At 65.5% G+C, this 20,537-nt stretch carries 14 protein-coding genes and 1 pseudogene; 4 read left to right on the plus strand and 11 right to left on the minus strand.

Annotation, left to right across the window (positions count from 1 at the left end):
* Positions 1–312: 312 nt before the first annotated feature.
* A complete protein-coding gene (locus tag CNE_RS25855; protein ID WP_041228907.1) occupies positions 313–1,047 on the minus strand; it encodes a GntR family transcriptional regulator in 735 nt (244 codons plus the stop codon).
* Positions 1,048–1,174: 127 nt separating this feature from the next.
* On the opposite strand from CNE_RS25855, the gene CNE_RS25860 reads away from it, so the two are divergent.
* The 3 genes from CNE_RS25860 to CNE_RS25870 all read left to right on the plus strand — a co-directional run bounded on the left by CNE_RS25860 (position 1,175) and on the right by CNE_RS25870 (position 5,039).
* Complete coding sequence (locus CNE_RS25860) at positions 1,175–2,563, plus strand: class-II fumarase/aspartase family protein (RefSeq protein WP_013953245.1); 1,389 nt, start codon at positions 1,175–1,177, stop codon at positions 2,561–2,563.
* Between the two features lie 86 nt (positions 2,564–2,649).
* On the plus strand, positions 2,650–3,639 hold the full coding sequence (locus CNE_RS25865; protein WP_013953246.1) for a tripartite tricarboxylate transporter substrate binding protein BugD: 990 nt from the start codon (positions 2,650–2,652) through the stop codon (positions 3,637–3,639).
* 5 nt (positions 3,640–3,644) lie between these two features.
* Positions 3,645–5,039: a class II fumarate hydratase gene (locus CNE_RS25870; RefSeq protein ID WP_013953247.1), complete on the plus strand. Its 1,395-nt coding sequence runs from the start codon at positions 3,645–3,647 to the stop codon at positions 5,037–5,039.
* A gap of 355 nt (positions 5,040–5,394) precedes the next feature.
* Here CNE_RS25870 and CNE_RS25875 read toward each other — a convergent pair whose 3' ends face one another.
* From CNE_RS25875 to CNE_RS25920, 10 genes and pseudogenes are all read right to left on the minus strand, one after another.
* Positions 5,395–5,862, minus strand: coding sequence for a hypothetical protein (locus tag CNE_RS25875; RefSeq protein ID WP_013953248.1), 468 nt, complete (start codon positions 5,860–5,862; stop codon positions 5,395–5,397).
* A gap of 383 nt (positions 5,863–6,245) precedes the next feature.
* The gene (locus CNE_RS25880; RefSeq protein WP_013953249.1) at positions 6,246–6,599 is read right to left on the minus strand and encodes a hypothetical protein; all 354 of its coding nucleotides are present in this window, start codon (positions 6,597–6,599) and stop codon (positions 6,246–6,248) included.
* A 210-nt stretch (positions 6,600–6,809) separates the two neighbouring features.
* Positions 6,810–8,195: an FAD-binding oxidoreductase gene (locus CNE_RS25885; RefSeq protein ID WP_013953250.1), complete on the minus strand. Its 1,386-nt coding sequence runs from the start codon at positions 8,193–8,195 to the stop codon at positions 6,810–6,812.
* Between the two features lie 121 nt (positions 8,196–8,316).
* The gene (locus CNE_RS25890; RefSeq protein WP_013953251.1) at positions 8,317–11,577 is read right to left on the minus strand and encodes an ATP-binding protein; all 3,261 of its coding nucleotides are present in this window, start codon (positions 11,575–11,577) and stop codon (positions 8,317–8,319) included.
* Positions 11,578–11,719: 142 nt separating this feature from the next.
* A pseudogene (locus CNE_RS43315) lies at positions 11,720–11,862 on the minus strand (IS110 family transposase); the annotation flags it as partial.
* Between the two features lie 95 nt (positions 11,863–11,957).
* Positions 11,958–12,719 carry a bestrophin-like domain gene (locus tag CNE_RS25895; RefSeq protein ID WP_013953252.1) on the minus strand — a complete coding sequence of 254 codons (762 nt, stop codon included), beginning with the start codon at positions 12,717–12,719 and terminating at the stop codon, positions 11,958–11,960.
* Between the two features lie 1,303 nt (positions 12,720–14,022).
* On the minus strand, positions 14,023–15,099 hold the full coding sequence (locus tag CNE_RS25905) for a lipocalin-like domain-containing protein (protein WP_013953253.1): 1,077 nt from the start codon (positions 15,097–15,099) through the stop codon (positions 14,023–14,025).
* Entirely contained in the window at positions 15,096–17,621 is a 2,526-nt protein-coding gene (locus CNE_RS25910) for an FtsX-like permease family protein (RefSeq protein ID WP_013953254.1), read from the minus strand. Before CNE_RS25910 ends, CNE_RS25905 begins: the two co-directional genes overlap by 4 nt.
* 3 nt (positions 17,622–17,624) lie before the next feature.
* Entirely contained in the window at positions 17,625–18,320 is a 696-nt protein-coding gene (locus CNE_RS25915) for an ABC transporter ATP-binding protein (RefSeq protein ID WP_013953255.1), read from the minus strand.
* Positions 18,321–18,455: 135 nt separating this feature from the next.
* Positions 18,456–19,520 (minus strand): VWA domain-containing protein, encoded by a 1,065-nt coding sequence (locus tag CNE_RS25920; RefSeq protein ID WP_013953256.1) that lies wholly within the window; start codon positions 19,518–19,520, stop codon positions 18,456–18,458.
* Between the two features lie 75 nt (positions 19,521–19,595).
* Here CNE_RS25920 and CNE_RS25925 point away from each other — a divergent pair, with 75 nt between their 5' ends.
* The gene (locus CNE_RS25925; protein WP_041228665.1) at positions 19,596–20,537 is read left to right on the plus strand and encodes a S1C family serine protease; all 942 of its coding nucleotides are present in this window, start codon (positions 19,596–19,598) and stop codon (positions 20,535–20,537) included.

Raw genomic sequence — 20,537 nt, forward strand, 5'->3', positions numbered from 1 at the left:
GCCAGTAGGCTAAGCTACAATCACCATTGCCACTGGGGCCCGCTTATGCAGCACCGCACGCTCTTCTCCCGCGCCGGTCACGCCTTCCGTTGCGGCTTGGCTGTGTGCTCCCTCATCGCCCTTCTGGCCGCGGCCCTGGCGGGATGCGAGGGAGTCCCGCGGGATACCGCGGCGACACCGCCACCGCCCCGTCAACCGATTGCGCCCAGCGACGACGTGTACCCCGCCCCGACCACGGTGCGCGACACGAGACCTGCGGCGCGCACTCCGTAGGCGGCATTTGCCGGCCGCGCCCCAGCAACCGCGGCCTGATTAGCCGGCCGAGCGCTGCAAGCGCATCGATACCGAAAAGCTGTCCGCGGGATGCACCGTCACCGAGACTTCGAACGTCTCGCCGGCCGCATCCATATAGCGCCGCACGATCTTCAGCGCCGCGGCGCCAGGGTCCAGCCTGAGCGCGTCAGCAACGCGCCGGTCGCTGACCGCAACCGCGCGCACATCCTGGTAGATCTCTGCAATCTGCCGGTCATAGCGTGACTCGATCAGCGTGCTGACCAGCGTGTCGGGCGACTCCCGCACCATCTCGCCGATCTCCGCATAGGCAGGATCCACGTAGACATCGGTCCACGCCATCGGCGTGCCGTCCTTGCCGCCATCCATGCGCAGGCTAGAGATGCGCAGCCAACGCGCACCGGGCGCGCAGCCGATTTCCGCCGCGACGTCGGCCGGCACGGCAACCTCCTCGACCGACTGCACCACGCGCAGGTGCTCCGCGCCGAACTGCACCAGGTCATCCACCGACGCCAGCGACGGCCGGAACACCGGCCGCGGCCTGGCCGATTCCACCCGCGTGCCCACATTCTTGCGCCGCGACACCAGTCCCAGCTGCTGCAACTCCTGCAGCACCGCACGGATGGTGTAGCGGCTGGCCTGGTACTGCTCGCACAGCTCGAATTCGGTGGGCAGCAGCGACCCGACCGCGTAGCGGCCGGTGGTGATCCCCTCGATAAGTTGCCTGCTGATCTCTGCTGGATTGGATTTATTCATGACCGCCTGCCGCGTCACAACCATTGAACGCGGGTTAACCCTCATTTTCTAAATATGTTCGAACATATTTAATGTGGATATGTTCGAACATATTACCGGACTGCCCCTTTCCCCTCAAGGTAGCACCATGACCCTGTTCTCTGCCCCCACCGCCAGCACCGTCGTTGATTCCATCCTGTTCCGCGATGCCTTTGGCACCGCCAAGATGCGCCAGATCTTCTCCGATGTGGCGCTGATCCAGCGCTATATCGACGTCGAGGTCGGGCTCGCCAGGGCCGAGGCCAGGGTCGGCGTGATCCCGGCGGAAGCAGCCGAGGTCATCGCCCGCGAATCGCGCCTGGAGCGCATCGACTTCGACCACATGCGCGAGGAGACCGACATTGTCGGCTATCCGATCCTGCCGCTGGTGCACCAGCTGGTAGCGATGTGCGGCGAGGCCGGGCGCTACGTGCACTGGGGCGCCACCACGCAAGACATCATGGACACCGCGGTCGCGCTGCAGGTGCGCGACGCGCTCGACAGCATCGACGCCGATATCCGCGAACTGCGCGGCATCCTGGCCGACCTGGCGGTGAAGCACCGCGACACCCCGATGGCGGGCCGAACCCACCTGCAGCAGGCGCTACCGGTGACCTTCGGCTACAAGGTGGCGATCTGGCTGGCCATGTTCGACCGCCACCAGCAGCGCCTGGCAGAACTGCGCCCCCGCGTGGCCGTGGTCGAATTCGCCGGCGCCGCGGGCACGCTGGCGTCGCTGGGCGGACAAGGCGACAACAAAGGCTTCGCCGTGCAGGAAGCCCTGGCTGAAGAACTGGGCCTGGGCGTTCCCGCAACCACCTGGCACGTGGCGCGCGACGGCTTTGCCGAGGCAGTGAACCTGCTCGCACTGATCACCGGCTCGCTCGGCAAGATCGCGCTCGACATCATGATCATGGCGTCGACCGAGTTCGCCGAGGTTTACGAGCCCTTCGTCAAGGGCCGTGGCGCCAGCAGCACCATGCCGCAGAAGCGCAACCCGATCTCCAGCGAGCTGATGCTGGCGGCCTCCAAGGCGGTGCGCCAGCACGCCGGCCTGATGGTCGACGCGATGGTGCAGGACTTCGAACGCGCCACCGGCCCCTGGCATGCGGAATGGATCGCCATCCCCGAGAGCTTCATCCTGAGCGCCGGCGCGCTGCACCAGGCCAGGTTCGCGCTGGGCGGCCTGATCGTCGATGAAGCCCGCATGAAGCACAACCTGGGCATCTCCAAGGGCCTGATCGTGGCCGAGGCCGTGATGATGGGCATGGCCCCCCATATCGGCCGCCAGCAGGCGCACGACGTAGTCTACGACGCCTGCCGCACCGTCAACGAACACGGCGGAACGCTGGCCGACGCGCTCGCCGCGCTGCCCGAGGTCACCCAACACTTCGACCGCGCCACCATCGACCGCATGACCGATCCGGCCAACTACCTGGGCCTCGCGCCGCAGATGGTCGACCGCGCCATTGCCCTTTCCAAGCAATCCGCAGCCTGAAACCGCAGACCAGTCGCCCGGCATGCCGCTGAACAAGGCACAGGCGATCTGCCATCACAAGAACACCGACACAGGAGACAAACCCCATGAACCCCATCAGCAAGCTGGCCGCGTGCGCGGCACTGGCCATCGCCACGGCGGCGGCCGCTACCCCGGCGTTGGCCCAGGCCTGGCCGACCAAGCCGATCACCTGGATCGTCCCGTTCGCAGCGGGCGGACCGACCGACGCGCTGGCGCGCACCATTGCCGAGCGCGTCTCGCGCGAGGTCGGCCAGTCGATCATCATCGAAAACTCGCCGGGCGCCGGCGGCACTGTCGGCGCGGCCAAGGCGGCGCGCGCGCCGGCTGACGGCTACACCATGCTGGTGGGGCACATGGGCTACATGGGCGCGGCCCCCGCGCTGTACAAGAAGCTGCCCTACGACCCGGTCAAGGATTTTGCGCCGGTGTTCCGCTTCCCGGATACGCCGATGGTGCTGATGGTGCGCAAGGACCATCCCGCCAAGGACGTGCGCGCGCTGGTCGAGTACGGCAAGAAGAACCCGGGCAAGCTCAATATCAGCAACGCCGGCATGGGCTCCACCTCGCACCTGGTGGCGACGCTGTTCGCCGCGTCGGCGGGTATGCAGGTGTCGCTGGTGCCGTACAAGGGCGCCGGCCCCGCGCTGATCGACGTGATCGGCGGGCAGGTGGATGGCATGTTCGACCAGACCAATACCGCGCTGCCGCAGATCACCGAGTCCAAGGTGCGGCCACTGGCGGTGACCTCGGCCACCCGCGTGGCGCAGCTCAAGGATGTGCCGACGCTGGCGGAGTCGGGGCTGCCCGGCTTTGAAGCCAGCACGTGGTACGGCATCTACGCGCCCAGGGGCACGCCGCAGGCCGTGGTCGACAAGATGCAGCAGGCCTACCTGAAGGTGATGAGCGACAAGGCCTTCACCGGCAAGATGACCGCACAGGCAATCCAGATGCTGCCGCCTGAGCAATACACCGCCGCGGCGCTGGGCAAGCACACCCAGTCCGAGATCACCCGCTGGAAGACCGTGGCGGCCAAGGCCAACATCTCGCTGGACTGAGCACCATGTCCGGATTGCGCATAGAACACGACGCCTTCGGGCCGGTCGACATCCCCGCCGACCGCTACTGGGGCGCCCAGACGCAGCGGGCGCTGGCGATCTTCGAGGTCGGAGAAGAACGCTTCCCCGCCTGCCTGGTCCACGCCTTCGGCGCGCACAAGATGGCGGCGGCCCAGGCCAACCTGCGCTGCGGCGTGCTGGATGCCGCCATCGCCGAGGCCATCATCGCCTCCGCGGCCGAGTTGCGCAGCGGCCAGTTCGACAGCCATTTTCCGCTGACCATCTGGCAGACCGGCTCGGGCACGCAGACCAATATGAACGCCAACGAGGTCATCGCCAACCGCGCCAACGAGCGGCTAGGCCAGTCCCTGGGCACGCGCGCGCCGGTGCACCCGAACGACCACGTCAACGCGTCGCAGTCTTCCAACGACAGTTTCCCGACCGTCATGCACATGACCGCCGCGCTGGAACTGGAAGACCGCCTGCTGCCCGCGCTGGCGCTGCTGCGCGACACCCTGCTCGAGCGCGCCCACGCCTTTGCGGATGTGCTCAAGATCGCGCGCACGCACCTGATGGATGCCGTACCCATGACCATGGGCCAGGCTTTCGAAGGCTTCACCGCGCAGGTCGATCACGCCATCGAGCGCGTGCGCGACGCCCTGCCCCGCATGCTGTTGCTGCCGCAGGGCGGCACTGCGGCCGGCACCGGCCTGAACGCGCCGGCGGGCTTCGCCCAGGCGTTTTGTGCGGAAGCCAGCCAGCTGACGGGCCTCGCCTTCCGCCCCAACCCGTGCAAAGTCGAGGGCATGGCCGCGCACGATGCACTGGTCGAACTGTCCGGCGTGCTCAACGTGATCGCCGTCTCCTTCACCAAGATCGCCAACGACCTGCGCTGGCTCGGCTCGGGCCCGCGCTGCGGGCTCGGCGAGCTGCTGATTCCGGAGGACGGCCTGACCTCGTCGATCATGCCCGGCAAGCGCAACCCGACCATCGCCGAGGTGATGGTGCAGGCCGCCATGCAGGTAGCCGGGAATCATGTCACGGTGACCATGGCTGGCGCCTCCGGCAGCTTTGAACTGAACGTGGCCAAGCCGGTGCTGATCTACAACGTGCTGCAGTCGGTGCGCGTGCTGGCCGACAGTGCGCGGGTGTTCGCGCAACGGCTGGTGCAGGGGCTGGTCCCCAACCAAGATCAGCTGGCACGCAACCTGGACAGTCCGCTGCTTGCGGTGACCGCGCTCAACCCGGTGCTGGGCTACGACCGTGCAGCGCAGATCACGACGCTTGCCGTTGCGAAGGGAATTTCGCCGCGGGAAGCCGCGATTGCGCTAGGATTTCTGAGCGGTGAGGAATTTGACCGGCTGGTGAACCCGATGCGTCTGGCGAAGGGGAACCCATAGGCATCGACCGCTGCGGCGATACTCACGGTCGCGAAATTGCTGATCACTTAGTCGTCTGCTTTCGGCCAGGACGAGACTTGCTACGACCCACGCGGCGGTGACCGCGTTATGGCAAGCTACAGTCACGCCTCGATCAAATGTCCGATACCTATGACCAAGCGCAAACCATGGATCTATGGAAGTGCCATCATCGGCCGTGATTGCTTGCAGCAAGACAGCTCATTCGATGCTCTAGTGAAAGAAGGGGGGTAAAGCCGTCAGCACAAAGTTCGTCGGCTTCAGCATTTCTCAGCAGTGCCCCCATCTTGCATCAATCGGCTGGTTGGCGACATCGCGTTACCAGCCGAGGCAAGGATCACGCCGACGCTTCAGGCGACGCTACAGCCGGAACCACTTTCTTTGCCGAAGCCCGCTTCTTCGTCACAAATTTCACTGCGACCGCCTTCGGGCCTGCTTTCGCGGCAACCTTGCCCTTAGTACCGGGTGCGGCCTTTTTCGCGACTGCTTTCGTTACGGCAGCTTTACTGCTCGTCGCCTTCTTGGCGCCTGCAGCCTTGGCCTTCTTCGCCAAGAGCTTGTCCTTTGCCGCTTGCTTTTCAAAACGGGCCGCGGCCTTTGCGGCTTCCACTGCCTGGGCAACCTCGCGCTTAGCCGCTTCAATTGCCTTCTTCGTGTCGGCGCGCAGCTTCAGCAAGCGCTTCTTCGCTGCCTGTGCCTCGCGGGCAAGCACGCTGGCCTTTTTCGTTGGCACGACCACCTTCTTTGCGGCAGGCTTGCCCTTGGCAGTTGCACTTACCCGTGTCGTTTTAGTTGTTGCGACCATGTTTTGTTATTCATAGTTGTGAGTGAAGCGCGGAGTATAACCGCACGAGTGGCGTTACATAATAGAGGTCAGTTTCTTCTTTATGTTGCGTCCAAGCGCGATCAGTCGGCGACTGAGATGCTGCCCCCTCTTCCGCAGCGCTTTCTTATTGGTATGTGGTACGTTCGCCAACTCAATCAGAGAAGCTCAGAGTGCAGCGATTCCTCGCCGCTTCCCTCCACATTGCAGGTGCCGCCGAAGGTGGACTACCGGCTGGCCGATTGGGACTTGGTTGCCTGACAGCAGGGTTGCGGCATATCGGGGCATGCCCGAATCATGGCGCATACTCCCGCGCCTGGACAACGGAGCGGGCTCAGACCAACCGCCCCGTTGCCCTGCCATGCTCAGGACAGGCACTCCCCGCTGTCGCGCGCGTCGCTGCGCGCGCCGTCGGTGAAGCCATCGCGCGAGCTGATGCGGGCGCCATCGGTGTAGGGGTCAGGCTTGCGCATGCCGTCTAGGTACGGATCAAAGCCACGGACCGCACACACGGACCTGCCCTGATGCGCGACCACGGGCAGCATGGCGGCCTCGGTGGCCGGACTGTGCGCGCCATCGGTAAAGGCGTCGCGCTGGCCGTTGTGTTCCGGCGCGGCAACGATCAGCGCATCAGCATATGCACCGGCGTGGGCGGTCTGGCTGAGCCCGGCGGCAAGTGCGGCAGCGGCAAGCAGGGTCTTGGCAAGGGTCTTATGCATTGCAATCTCCAACAGGGGTGTCGGCGGCGTTGCCGCGACGGCACTCCTCGTGCAGGCGATCAGCTACGGAACGGTATCGCCCGCACGGGATCGCCTCTGCCGTGCAAGCCGTTTCCTGGCGTGGGCCGGCTGCCATCCCATCGTGGCAGCGGCGTCGCGCCGGACTCCTGGATAAGGGGTACTTGCGCCCGATGTCGCAAGCGTGTTGCGTCAGGCGGGCCTGATGTTCTGATTCACGCGGAACAGGTTGGCCGGGTCGTATTTGCGCTTGATCTCGGCCAGTCGCGCATAGTTGTCGCGATAGGACGCCTTCACGTTGTCATTGCCCTCGTCCATCATCATGTTGATGTAGCCGCCGCCAGCAGAGTGCGGATGCAGGGCCAGCCAGTAGTCCTTTGCCCACTGCACGATGCGATCGTTGTTGGCCGGGTCGGGATCCACGCCGACAATCACGCTGGCAAAACTGGCATCGCGGTAGCTGAAGGCCGTGTCGTCGCAACTGGCGCGATGCGCTGCACCATTGATCGGATACAGGTGCATGGTCGAGTGCATCGACGGCAACTGCTGCGCGTACTTGATGTGCAGATCGATGGCCTTGTCGCTCAGGTCGCTGACGAAGTCGGCTTTCCAGTACCACTGCAAGCCCGCCGGATACAGTCCGTCGAACAGGCTCTGCAGGACAGGCCAGGGGATTGGCCCGGCAAAGTCCACCGCCGGCGGCATGGCCTCGCGAATCGGACGGAAATGCGTTTCGGCCTGGTCGAGCGGTCCGGTGTAGCACCACACTACGGCGCACATCTTCCGCAGGTGGACTTCCTCCGGGAAGGGCGCTGCGGGCGGCACCGTGACGAAACCGAACCAGCCATTGATGTCCTGCGGCGCGCTCAGGATGAAGTCGCGCCACCATGTCATCAGCTCGCGTGCCTGCTCCATCGGCCACAGCATCGGGCCGCCATAGACCGTGGCTACGGGATGAGCCTTGAACTCGAACGACGTCACCACGCCGAAGTTGCCACCGCCGCCGCGCAACGCCCAGAACAGGTCGGCATTTTCGTCGTCGCTTGCGGTGACGACTCGCCCGTCGGCCAGCACGACCTCGGCGCTGAGCAGGTTGTCGATCGTCAGGCCATAGGCGCGGCTGAGGTAGCCGATGCCGCCGCCGAGCGTCAGTCCGCCCACGCCAGTGGTCGAGATGAAGCCACTCGGCGTCGCCAGCCCGTAGGCACTGGCGGCGTGATCCACATCGCCCCAGGTGCAGCCACCGCCAACCCGCAGCGTCCTGCGTCCGGCATCGACAAACACGCCCTTCATGGGCGACAGGTCGATCACCAGTCCACCATCGCATGTGCCGAGCCCGGCGCCATTGTGCGCGCCGCCACGCACCGCCAGCAGCATCCCGCTGTCGCGCGCGGCGTTCACCGCCGCGATGACGTCCGCAACATCAACGCAGCGCGCGATGATCGCAGGACGCTTGTCGATCATTCCGTTGTACACGGCACGCGCCTGGTCGTAAGCCGCGTCGCCCGGCTGAATCAGTTGTCCCCGAAAATGCGCATTGAGCGCGGTTGCAACGGGTTCGCTCAACGAAGCTTCCATGGTTGTCTCCTGTCCGGTTGGTATGCAGGAGTTTTAGCAACCTTGGCGTTTCGAAAGCGTTAGGCGAGCCGTTACATGGGCGATTCCGCCTCCCGACCGGCGCACGGTGGTCGAGCCGAAACTAACGCGCGAGTAGCGCCCGCGCCTTGACGATGTCGGGCTGATCGAAGCCCTCGGTGAATCGCGCAAGCGGCGCCTCGACCACCTCATGCGGATTGGTGCGTCCCTGCGACGTTCGCAGCGTTGTCCATGACAAAGTGGCACGCAGTTCAAGCGGGAGCGCGCGTTGGGCCGTGGCGATCTCGATCGCCTTGATCAGCGATGACTCGGCTTCGGCAAGGTTTGCCCTGCTGCGCAGCAGCAATTCACCGCGCAGACGGTACAGCTCGGCGTCCACCCAGTGCTCGCCAGTGCGCCCGGCGCATTCGAACGCCTGGTCCAAAGCCGCCAACGCAGCCTCGGTCTCTCCTACGTCGCCCAGGCACTCAGCCAGCATGCCCAGATAGAGCGGCAGACGCAGGCGCGCCCCGGTCGCGTGAAAGCCCTCGATCGCCGCCTGCATCGCCACCACGGCGTCGGCGCCGGGCGACTGCTTGGCGTTCGCCCAGGCGAGCAGGATGCCTGCCCAGGCCAGGTAATAGCCTACGTGGTACTGCTCGGCGATCTCGTGTGCCTGGCGGGCATAGTGCAGCGTGTGACCGTACTCATGCTGCAGCGCATGCTGCGTCGCAAGATAGGACAGCGCGAGTGCCTGGGAGAACGGGTGTGCTACGCGGTTCGCCACCTCCAGCGCTTCGCGTCCACGCTGAAGGGCCTGATCGGCAAACCCCCTGAACCACAATCCATGCGCCGACCACGCGGCGGCCAGCACGCCGAAGTTACCGCCCATCAGGGACGCATGCTCGGCGTGCTGGGCCTCGTCATAAGCGCCGTGCGCGCGTTGATACGCGGGCTCGGCAGCCATCCAGTCGCCTTGCTGGACCAGACTACCCATGACGCTGGTCCATGCCATCACCGAGTAAGTATCGGAGCCCGACGGCCCCCAGCCCGCAATCAGTTCCTCGCTCAGGCTGCGTGCCTGTGCGAGTTCCGCCCTCACCACCAGGAAAAATGAAAGGCTGACCTGGGCGCGTGCTTGCTGACTGGTGTCACCCGCCAGCCGGCTCAGTTCCACCGCGCGCCGCAGCGGCGCCTCCAGTTCGGGGGCTGCCCAGCCTCGGGCGATGCGAATCGGTGGCGCAAGGTCGAGTTGCAGGGCCAGCGATTGACTGGCGCGCTCCTGCGGATCGGCAATCCGGTCCGCTTGCGCCAGCCCGCGCGTCAGCAAGGCAATGGCATCGTCATAGGCGTACACACTCTGCGCAACGCCGGCCGCGCGCCGATAGAATGCCGCCGCCTGGGCTGGCAGGCCCGCCCGCTCATAGTGCGAGGCGATCTGCGCGCTTGTCGCGTCGGGCGCATCGCCTGGCGCCTGCTCGAGCGCTCGCGCCACGCGCAAATGCAGGCGGCGGCGCTGCAGCGGACTCACGTCGGCGTATGCCACGTCGCGGATCTTGTCATGGCTGAAGTCAAAGGCCAGGCCACCACCGTCGGTCTGGCGCACGATGCGCCGCTGCCACAGCTCGTCCAATGCGCCTGCCAGGGCATCCTCGCCGAGGTCGCTTGCCTGGGCGAGGATGTCGGTCGTGAACGCCCGTCCAATGATTGCAGCAACCCCGACGATATCGCGGGCGCCCGGAGGAAGCTGTGCCAGCCGGTTCGAGATGACCGTGTAAACCTTGGGCGGCAACTTCGACGCCATGCCGCCCTGTGCGTCCCCGACCGGCATGGTGTCGGAGCGAGCCCGCATCATTTCGACCGCAAACAGCGGGTTACCCTCGCTCTCTTCGAACAGCCGGGTTGCCTCCGCGTCGGCCAGCGGACGGTCCAGGATCTGGGCCGCAATCTTTGCCGTTTCGGCAGCATCGAGTGTCCCCAATGAGATCTCGATGAACTGGTCGTCGCGGCGCAGTGCGTCCAGCAGCCGGTTCGCCGCGTGCAGCGGCATGATTTCCTCGGAGCGCGCCGTCGCGACCACCATCAGCCTTGCCGCCCCGTCGAAACGCATCAGGAAGCGCAGCCATTCGAGCGTCTCGCCGTCGCACCATTGCAGGTCGTCGAGCAGCAACAGCAGTGGCCCGCCTTGTGCAAGCACCGCTCGCGCAAGCGCCTCGAAGAACCGTTGGCGTTGCCAGTACTCGGTAAGGGGCGACGGCGGCGACAGTCCGGATTGCTGCGTGAGGAGTTCGGGCAACAGGCGCGTGACCTCGGTCAGCCACAGTCTGTCGAGATTGCCGATCGCGCCACTCAGGCCAGGGCTGCGCAGCCAGCCGGTCACCGGCGCAAACGCGAGCTGTCCCTCGGCCGCATAGGCGCGCGAATGCGCCACGGTGATGCCTTGCTCGGCCAGATGGACGAGCAGCTCCTCCGCCAGGCGTGATTTGCCGATGCCGGCTTCGCCCAGGATCAGGACAAACTGCTTGTCGGCCAGTTGGGTACGCTGCCAGACTTCAAGCAACCGGCGCCATTCGCCATGCCGGCCAATCATTGGCAGCATCGCATCCCGCGGGCGTTGGCGCTGCATTGACGCGGCCTGGCCGGCCAGCCGCGCATAGGCCTCGCGCATGGGTTCGCCGGGCAGGACGCCCAGTTCGCGCGCGAGCGTTTCCACACAGCTACGATAGGCGCGCATGGCCGATGCGTGGTCGTGGTTCAGCGCGTGCAGGCGCATCAGCGCCATGCAGGTAGGTTCGCGGCACGGGTCGAGCCGCTGCAACTGCTGTGTGTGCTTCAACGCCTTTGCATAGTCGCGCCGGTCCTCACTCAGTTGACCGAGGCGCGCAAGCGCCGCGATGCACTGTTCGCGCAACCTTTCGCGCTCGGGGCGGATCCACTCGTCATAGCAGTTGGCCAGCAGGTCACCGCGATAGAGATCCGCGGCATGCGTCAGCAGCTCTTCTTCAGCGCCGGCGTCGCCGTGCCTCGAGGCCCTGGCCGCAGCCGCAAGCGCGGACTGGAACTGCGCTACATCGAGGTCGGGCGCCGAATCGGGCAGCCATTGCACCGTTTGCGCATCGGCATGGACAAACTGATCTGCCTCCGGCCAGGTCTTGCGCAGCTGAAACAGCAGTTGACGCAGGGCATTGCGCGCCTGCGCCTGCGAGGAATCAGGCCAGAACAGCACGGCGAGCTGCTGCCGCGTCTGCGGTGCGTCGCGATGCAGGACAAGGCAGGCGAGCAGTGCCTGCAAGCGGGGGGAGTTTGCGTTGAACAGGGGCGCGTCAGCGCCGTCGAGCTGGAACTCGCCAAACAAGCGTACGGAGAAGCGGGCCTGGGAAGTCATGCTGGAGCGCAATGCGGCACAAAGCGATGGGGAGCTCCTGTAGGCAGCGTACGGTGCGCACTGCGGTAGCGCTCGTGCGGGAACTCTCCAACACCCAAGCCCGCGCGAGCGCCATTCGTGACTATACTCGCGTTGGCGCGTCCAATCCGGCCAACATCGACGAGCAGGCCTTCGGGGTATTCATGATCCCCCCACGTACCGGACTTCGCTGCCTGCCTGCGCCACCGCAACGGCGATCGTTTCCTGGTGTACGACCAAGCCTACGTACTTGCTAAACTTGTCCATGACCTGCCCCCTCAATTGTGGCTCTGGGTTGTTGGTTTAACCCACCTCAAGCCTAATCCACGTCGCTTGAGGTGCGACAGGTCAATACATTCTGTCTAGTTCCCCAGCCGCGCTAGCGCCTCACGCATTGGCCCCAGCGAGACCTTGATCACGCCATCGAGCGGTGTATCCATTTCCAGGATCAGGAGGATCGCCCCTGAAGCTGACAGCGCGCACAGGAGAAAGGCGACCACAATGGTCCCGTTTCGCGGCGCGAGCAATCCGAATGCGCCAAAGATAATGGCGAGCCACGACACCATCACAACCAGCAGCGGCAGGGCCACGGAGCCTTCTCTTTGCAGCAGCGCCAGCGAGCGGGACGCGAAGACTTCATCGGAGATCCGGAGGGCGCGCGCCTGGATCTCACGTTGCGCGGGGGTGGTGGGCGAGAGTTCCGCTACCTTCTGTTGGAACGCCTCCACGCGGGCGCTGATTTCCGGGTTAGTCAGCCGTGCCGTGCGGCCTGCGTCGTCGGATGCCAGCAGATCGACCCACAACGCATAGTCGCGCCGAAGAGTGGCACGGAGCTCCTGCGCTGGAGGCCCATACTGGACCAGCAGGCGATCAAGGCGAACAATGCTTGCGGCATTGTGCACAAGGTCACCCTTAACCGTGTCGAACGTGCTTTTGGCCGATGAGATCAGCAACCCAAGCACCAAGGCGGCAATGGTCGCGATCAGCCCGGTCGCTAGCTTGATGGCGTTGCTCGATTCCTCGCTGAGGTGATGCTCCGGCAACATGCGGCGCACGTAAAGGCCAAGCAGTGCGGCGCAGAAGATGCACAGGAACGTGATCAAGGCGATGACGAGTTGGCTCACGCTTCCGTCCTCCGCTTAAAAATCCATTGCACCCAATACAGCTTGTCGACTTGGCGGCCATTCCCGCGCTCGGCCGGATGCACGCTCCCCGTATCGGGGCCCACTAGGCTAGTGGCTAAACCGGGCGACAGCTGCAAAACGGGTAACGCAGGTCACGGTGACCGCAGTCGCAGCTGGTGATAGGCAACTCGCCCCTGTTCACTCGTCTCGTTGACGCTTCATGATGCCGGATACCCGCGGCATACCTTTCGCAATGGTGATTGCCTGACTGGAAGCTGTGGATTAAACGGGTCGATGCAACGGATTAATGAAATCGTTCAGCCAGTGTATTGAAGTTTAGTGTTTTTCGCAGTTTTGTCGCAACAAGAGAGATCAGTCGACAAGAAGCCAGCGGTGATGGTTGGCTTATGCGGCCAACGAATAGAATTTGAGAGCGCACGGGCCAGTGGTTACCGGCAGGCAGTGTTCTTGTGGAACCGCTGTGCGAGCTACTTTAGCCGCCATGGCTTTCTGTTGGCTCCGGGAAGCAATCTCCCGGATGAAGTGCGAGCTTCGCGGGCGTTTCAGCGGCACGAAGGCTTGACACTGTACTGCATGAGGTGTGACTGGCCACGACACTGTAGCCCGCCTCGCATTCACTATGGGTCCTAGCCGAAGACCTCGGATGCGTCCGTCATCAGTCTAAGCCCATGGGCTCGGATTCGTTCCTGGGCACGCCGGGCAAAGACTGATGCATCCAGGTGTGACCCGAGCATCCGTACGCCGTGGGAGACTCGTCGAAAAATGAAATCAACTTCGTTTTCGGTGAAGTCGCCGTAGGCAAGGTATGCCCTCAGCATCTCGTTAAGGTAGGCATCACACTCACCTCGCTGCAATACTAGTGCGCTTGCCAGCAGAGACCGCGAGTGCCACCGCAGCCACCGGCGTCTCCAGTGCTTGTAGTCGTCCTTTACCAATTGACCCCTCCATTGCCCGGCGGGGCCTTTCTTTACGCTGCCCGCAATTGCCAAGGAGTAGGGAGCACGCGGCGCGCTATTTGAAAATCATCATAGCGTGACGGAAATAGCAGGGCAATCGGCTTTCCCCTGGAGAAGGTCCCACCAAAGAGGGGGGTGGCGAGCCCGCGAGAACAAAGCCAATCATCTGGCTGCAACACCCAGAATCGGTATGTCAGTGCGCGTGCAACTGGCATACCGTGCCTTCATCGGCCATCGACCGGATATCAAGCCGCTTCTGACTCCAGCTGCAGCTACGCGCATGGCCACACGGGCCTCGCAGAGGTCACCATCCTGGACATCCCGCCTCAAAGATTGAGGCGCTGGAAATACCCAGTTAGTTCAAGGTAACCCCGTCCGACCGCGTTGCCTCCCCGCAATGCAGTCACCGCGCCCTCCCAATAGACCGCGCCGGTGCTCGCGCGGCTATCGAGTTCCTGATCATCCATCAGCGGTACCAGTTCGAGTGTGAGATCGCCTGCGTTCAACCGCATGGCAACCGGATAGCTCGTGCCGGTACGAGGCGAGCGCCAACGGCGCGCCGGCATGAAGTTGACCTCTTCGGGAGCCAGTACCTGGACGCGCCCGTCGCTGCCGCGCAGCGTGCCGCCTCCCCAGAACTTGCGCCCCGCCTTGTCCCGGATCTGGAAGGCCATCAACGCGCCGCCGTCATCCAGGTTGATGCCGATCCAGTCCCAGCCGACGGCCTCGTCGGCCAGCAAGGTCGACGACCATTCGTGATCCAGCCAGGCAGTGCCATGCACGGTTTCCTGCTGGGTGCCCCGCTTCAAGGTGCCGCTCACCTTGAGCCCCGGCTGGCTGTAGTAATAGCTCGCCTGGGCCGCCAGAGGGCCCTTGCGGCTGAAACCCCGTTCGCCCTGTAGCAACAACCGTTGGGTTGGCTCCATTGTCAGATCGAGGGTGAAATCCCGCGCGGGAAATCTGGCTCGGTAGCGCCCCGTCGCCTCTCGGCGCAGCGACCAGTTGTCGATGTAGACATCGGTATCGGCAGTGTCGGCAAGCGCCAAGCCGAAGCCGCTGCGCGCCGCGCGCTGGTCGTGCTGGAGCTTGCCGGCCACGGGATCGCTCAGGGCGACATTGGCGAACAGCAGTTGCTGCGGCGCGAAGCGGCTTGGGTTGGCCTGGTCGAACTGCGGGCGCGAGCGGAAGAACGTAACCTGGAAGCCGAGCGGCGCTCCTGCCGGCGTCTGCAGCCAGCCGGTGGCATACCACCATTCGGTGCGATAGTCGGGGTGTGCGCCGTGGTCGCGCGGGAAAGCCAGGGTTCGGCCTGCGTCGACTGGCGGATAAGCGGGCGCTGCGCCCAGCGCCGCGCCCGCCACGCCGCAACCCGGCAACAACCGCAGGAATGAGCGCCGCTTCACCAATCCTCCTGAACCGCGCGCACGGCGCTACGCGACATCGCGTGCCGCCCGCTCGCCAGCGCAGCCAGCGAGGCCGCCGCCACCACCGCGCTCGCCACCTGGGCCAGGAATGCCCAAGGCATATGCAAACTCATGGTCCAGTGGAACGACTGCGGGTTGACAACGTGAACCAGGATCAAGGCGATGACCCATCCCAGCGCAAGACCGGCTACCACGCCAAGCAGAGCGAGTAATGCGCCCTCCAGTGCCAGCATCGCGCCGATCTGCCAACGCATGAAGCCGAGATGCCGCAGCATGCCGAATTCGCGCGCACGCGCCAGGGCCTGCGCGCTGAAGCTGGCGCCGATGCCGAACAGGCCGATCATGACCGCTATGCCCTCCAGCAGGTAGGTCACTGCAAAGCTGCGGTCGAAGATTTTCAGGGTGATGGTGCGAATCTCGCCAGGCTCGGCGAAGGTAATGTGTTCACCGCCGGCGACGCGCTGGCGCAGCCTCTCCTTGACCTGCGCCGGGCCGGTGCCCTGCTCCAGCCACAGGGCGACGTCAGTGACACGCCGCTCGTCCGTGAGCCGTCGATAGTCGTCCTGGCTGATCACCACCGTACCATGCTGGCGCGCGTAATCGCGCCACACGCCGCCCACCAGGAAGGCGACGGGCCGGCCCTGCAGCGGCAACGTGATACGTTGCCCGGGGCGGAAGCCATAGAGGTCGACCATCGCCTCGCTGACCCATACCGCCGGCGGATCACCCGGCTGCGCCGCGACGGGCGCAGCCGTCAGCGGCAACCGTGCGCCCGGATTGCGCGGATCGATCGGCCTGGCAATGACCGTTACGGGGGGACGCTCGGGATCAAGCAGGATCTGGCTCGAACGTAGAAACTCCGCACGCGCAACGCCACGGACGCTGGCAATGGCCGCCTGGTCGTCAGGCGAGAAATACGGGCTATCGCCGCTTGACGAAGCACGCAAATAGAGGTCAGCCGGCAGGACATTGTGCAGCCAATCGTCCACCGAGATGCGGAAGCTTGACACCATGATCGCCATCGCGGCCATCAGGCTGAAGCTGGCGACAATGCCGGCCAGGGCGATGGCCGCGCGGCCCGGTGCGCCGGCGAGCTGGGTCAGGGCAAGCTGCGGCACAGCCTGTCGCCAAGAGGGCAGCAAGCCGAACACAAGATGCGCCAGCCGTGGCATCAGCAGGATAGCGCCCACCAACAGAAGCGCGATCGCCGCATAACCGAAGACCGGCAGATCCGCCACCGGCCGCAGTGGCGTCAGCCCAAGCCCGGCTGCCATCGCCGCAAGCCCGGTCCACGGCGAGCGCAGCCGCTTGAGCGGTGTCTCCTCATCGCCCGCCTTGAGCGCCTGCGCCGGCCGCGCACGGGCGGCCTCCCATGCCGGCGCGAGACTGCCGAGCACCGCCGCCGACAGCCCGAGCGCGAAGAAGATCAGCGCTGCCGGCGCGTCGAAGCGGACCTTGGGCTTTACACCTTCAAAGTAGCCACCGCCCAGATCGCCCCCCGCATACCCGAGCACCGCGGCAGCGAGGACGAAGCCAAGCGCCAGGCCGAGCATCGCGCCGAGCGCGCCTTGAGCCGCGCCTTCCGCCAGCAGCAGCCGCAGCAGGCCACCGCGTGTCACCCCCAGGGCGCGCAACAGTGCAAGCTGCGAGCGCCGCCGCAGCACCGAGACAGCCTGCATCGTGAACACCAGGAAGGCGCCTGTGAACAACGCCACCAGCGCAAGCACGTTCAGGTTCACCCGATAGGCGCGCGACAGGTTGGAAGTTCGCCGCGCGTTGTCCTGCGGCGATCCCGCCACCACCCCTGGCGGCAGCAGCGCGGCCACCGCTTGCGCAAAGCTGTCGGTGTCCACTCCCGGCCTGAGCTTGACGTCGATCCGCTGCAGCAGGCCAAGCCGGTCGAGGCGCCACTGCGCCGCACCGATATCCATCACGCCCAGGCGCATGCCCTCGCCCGCCGCCGGCAGCGTGCCGGCAATACGCAGCGTAAGCGCGGTGAGCCCGACTTGCACGGTGAGCGGATCCCCGGGCTTGAGGTCGAGCCAGCTCAGCGCCGCCGGCGAAAGGAACACGGCGTCGGGATCGAGAACCTCGAGCTTGCCCGCGCGCTCCTCGGCGGGCCGCCCGATCAGATTGGGGGTCACAGGCGCCGCCCGGAACACATCGATGCCAAACAGCGTCAGCGCACCGGTGCGCCCCGGCACCAGCGCATTGACTTCCACCACGGGGCTGGCCGCCGCCACCTCCGGCAGGCCCGCGATGCGCGGATAGAGCGATTCATCGAAGCCCATGCGCGGCCCGCGGATCTCCAGATCGGCATTCCCCATCAACGAGCGCACCGCCTGGGAAAACTCTGCCAGTGCAGCGTGGTTGACCAGATGCACGCCATAGCCCATTGCCACACCGATGGCCACGGCAAGGATGCCGATGATGGCGCGTCCGGGATGGGCGCCCAATTCGCCCAGAAGTAGCGCAAGGCCGAGCGAGCGCGGCGTTCGCATGGCTCAGGCTGCCGCGCTCATCGGCGGCTGGGGCCCCAGCGGCGTCAATCCGCCTGGCGTCAACTGCAAGACGCGATCCGCCGTCGCCGCAGCCAGTGCCGAGTGCGTGACGATAATCGCGGCCGTGCCGTTTGCGTTGACCAGTTCGCGCAGCAGGCTCAGCACCCGCGCAGCCGTCTCGTGATCAAGGTTGCCAGTGGGCTCATCTGCCAGCAGCAGCATCGGCCGGTGTACCAGGGCACGTGCAATCGCCACCCGCTGCAGTTCCCCGCCGGAAAGCTCGCGCGGCATACTGTCCTCGCGCCCCTCAAGCCCAACCGCGGCAAGCATCTCGGCAACGCGGGCCGACGCCTTTTCCCACTCGAGGCCGTTCAACAGCAGAGGCAGCGCCACGTTCTGCGCCGCGCTCAAATTCGGCAGAACATGGAAGGCCTGGAACACGAACCCCAGCTTTCGCCGCCTCAGCAAGGTTGCGGCATCGTCGTCCAGCTTGCCCAGGTCCTGTCCGTCGAACTGGATGCAGCCACTGTCGGGCCGATCCAGGCCGGCGATCAGGTGGAGCAGCGTCGACTTGCCCACGCCAGATTCACCCATGACGGCGACATATTCGCCGGCGTCCAGCGCAAGACTGACTCCGCGGAGAACGGTGCGCGGTCGGGCGCCGTTGTATGTCTTGGAGACGTCTGTAAGGGTCAGCACAATGTTGTCAACCTCGCGTGGCGCGCCTCTCTGTCCGTCTCGGTTCCCGGGTGAAATCCAGGCTGGAAATACACCCGCTGCGCCTATGGATGGCTCGGGGAATGAACCCGGCCGCTACATCAAGCATGCTTCAGGTCACCGCCGGAACCACAACATCGAGAGCCCGCACGCCACCCCCAGCAGCAGGACCGCTGCTGCCGAGAACAATGCACTGATCTCGGTTTCCTTGCGCTCGAGCGCGAAGCGGGCGCTGAGCTGGCGATACACTCGGCTCAGGTCCGCAGCCGAGCCTGCCTGGAAGTACTCGCCGTCCGTTATCGCCGCTACCGCCCGCAAGGCGGGTTCATCGAGCTGCATGTAGTAAGACAGGCCCGACTCTATCGTGGCTGCGCCCTGCGGCGTACCGAAGCCCACCGTATAGACGCGCACGCCGCGCTGGGCGGCCATGCGCGCGGCGTCCAGCGGGTCGGGGCCGGTGGTGCGGCGGCCATCGCTGAGCAGGATCACCGCACCGTGCCGATACGAGCCGGGCTGCGCCGCCGGCCGTTCCTGTTCGCGCTTGCGGACGGCGTCCGCCGCGGCGGCCTCTGCCAGCGATCTGCCGCCGGGCCCGGGTGCGAGCGACTCGCCGCTGAAAAGGATTGCTTCCAGGTCGATGCCATCGTCGGGGAACAACACTGCCAGCGCCTGGATCAGCCCGCTGCCGGTCGCCGTGCCGTGCTGGAGCTGGAAGCGATCGATTGCATCGAGCATGTCCTGCCGGTTGTCGGTGGGGGGCAGTACCACGGTCGCCGTGGCGGCAAAAGAGACCATGCCCAGGCGCACGCTGGCCGGCAGCCCGACGATGAGATCCCGGGCAGCCTGCTTGGATGCGGCGATCCGGGTGGGTGCAACGTCGGTCGCCGCCATGCTGCGGGAGGTGTCCATGGCCAGTACCAGGGTGATGGCGTCGGACGGCAGCGTGATCGTCGCAGTAGGACGGGCGCAAGCCAGCAGGGCCACGCCCAGCGCGAGCAGGAAGAGCAGCGGCGGGATGTGACGCCGCAGTCGTTGGCCGGGACCCAGGGCGGCGCGCGGCAGCGCAAGGCTGGCATACAACAGGGCGATTTTCTTGCGCCGCGCAAGCAGGTACAGGTAAGCGGCTGCCAGCAGGGGCAGCACGAGCAGCAGCCAGAGCATTTGCGGCCAGAGAAACTGCATACCCGTGCTCCTTGGCGCGTGGGTAAGACGATGGTACTGTATTTTCCACGGCGGGACGGGACCTCGGGGGCGGCAATGAAACGGGTATCGATCTACGGATGGGTCTCGGCAGCGGTCGCGCTGGTTCTCGCCGCGGTCGTGGGCTCTGCCTGGCTGTTGCAACCGTCGCCGCGCGTCCTAAAGCAATCCGACATCGACGCGGCAGTGCTGCACACGTTGGAGACCAGGCGTCTGCCTTCGCGCACAGCCAGGGCCGCAGAGGCGGTTCGCGAGTCGGTGGTGGAAGTTCGCAGCTATGCGCCAGCGGAAAAGGCGGCGGACAAGCCGACGGAAGCGGCATCCGCCCGAAACGCCAAACGTGATCCCCCTGCCACACGCCCCAAAACCAAATCGCACCCGCCATCCCCGCCGCCCTCTCGCGATGAACTCGCAAAAGGCGACCCATCGGGCGGCAAGGACGAGTCCGGCGGCAAGCGCAAAGTCCGCAACATCGGTTCGGGTGTGGTCGTGACCGAAAGCGGCATCATTCTCACCAGCTACCACGTCGTCGCCGACGCCCTGCGCCTGGAGGTCATATTCCACGACGGCCACACGGCCGAGGCCTCGGTGGTGCAGGCGTTCCCGGAGAAAGACCTCGCCGTGATCCGGCCCAGTTCAATCCCCGACGACCTGCCGCCGGCGACGCTCGGTTCCAGCCGGAACCTCGCGCCCGGGACCGAAGTCGTCGCGGTCGGCTTTCCGTTCGGCATCGGTCCGTCGGTGTCTGCCGGCGTGGTGTCGGGGCTCGACCGCAGGTTCGTTTCGCCGGACGGCAAGCGGGACCTGGACAAGCTCATCCAGTTCGACGCCGCCGCCAATCCGGGCAACTCGGGCGGGCCGCTGGTGAATCTGGATGGCGAGGTGGTCGGGATCGTCACCGCCATCCTCAACCCCAACCAGAGCGGCACTTTCCTCGGCATCGGCTTTGCTGTCACGATCGAAAGCGCCGGCATTGCCATCGGATCCTCTCCTTTCTAG

The sequence above is a fragment of the Cupriavidus necator N-1 genome, assembly GCF_000219215.1.
Taxonomy (GTDB): Bacteria; Pseudomonadota; Gammaproteobacteria; order Burkholderiales; family Burkholderiaceae; genus Cupriavidus; species Cupriavidus necator.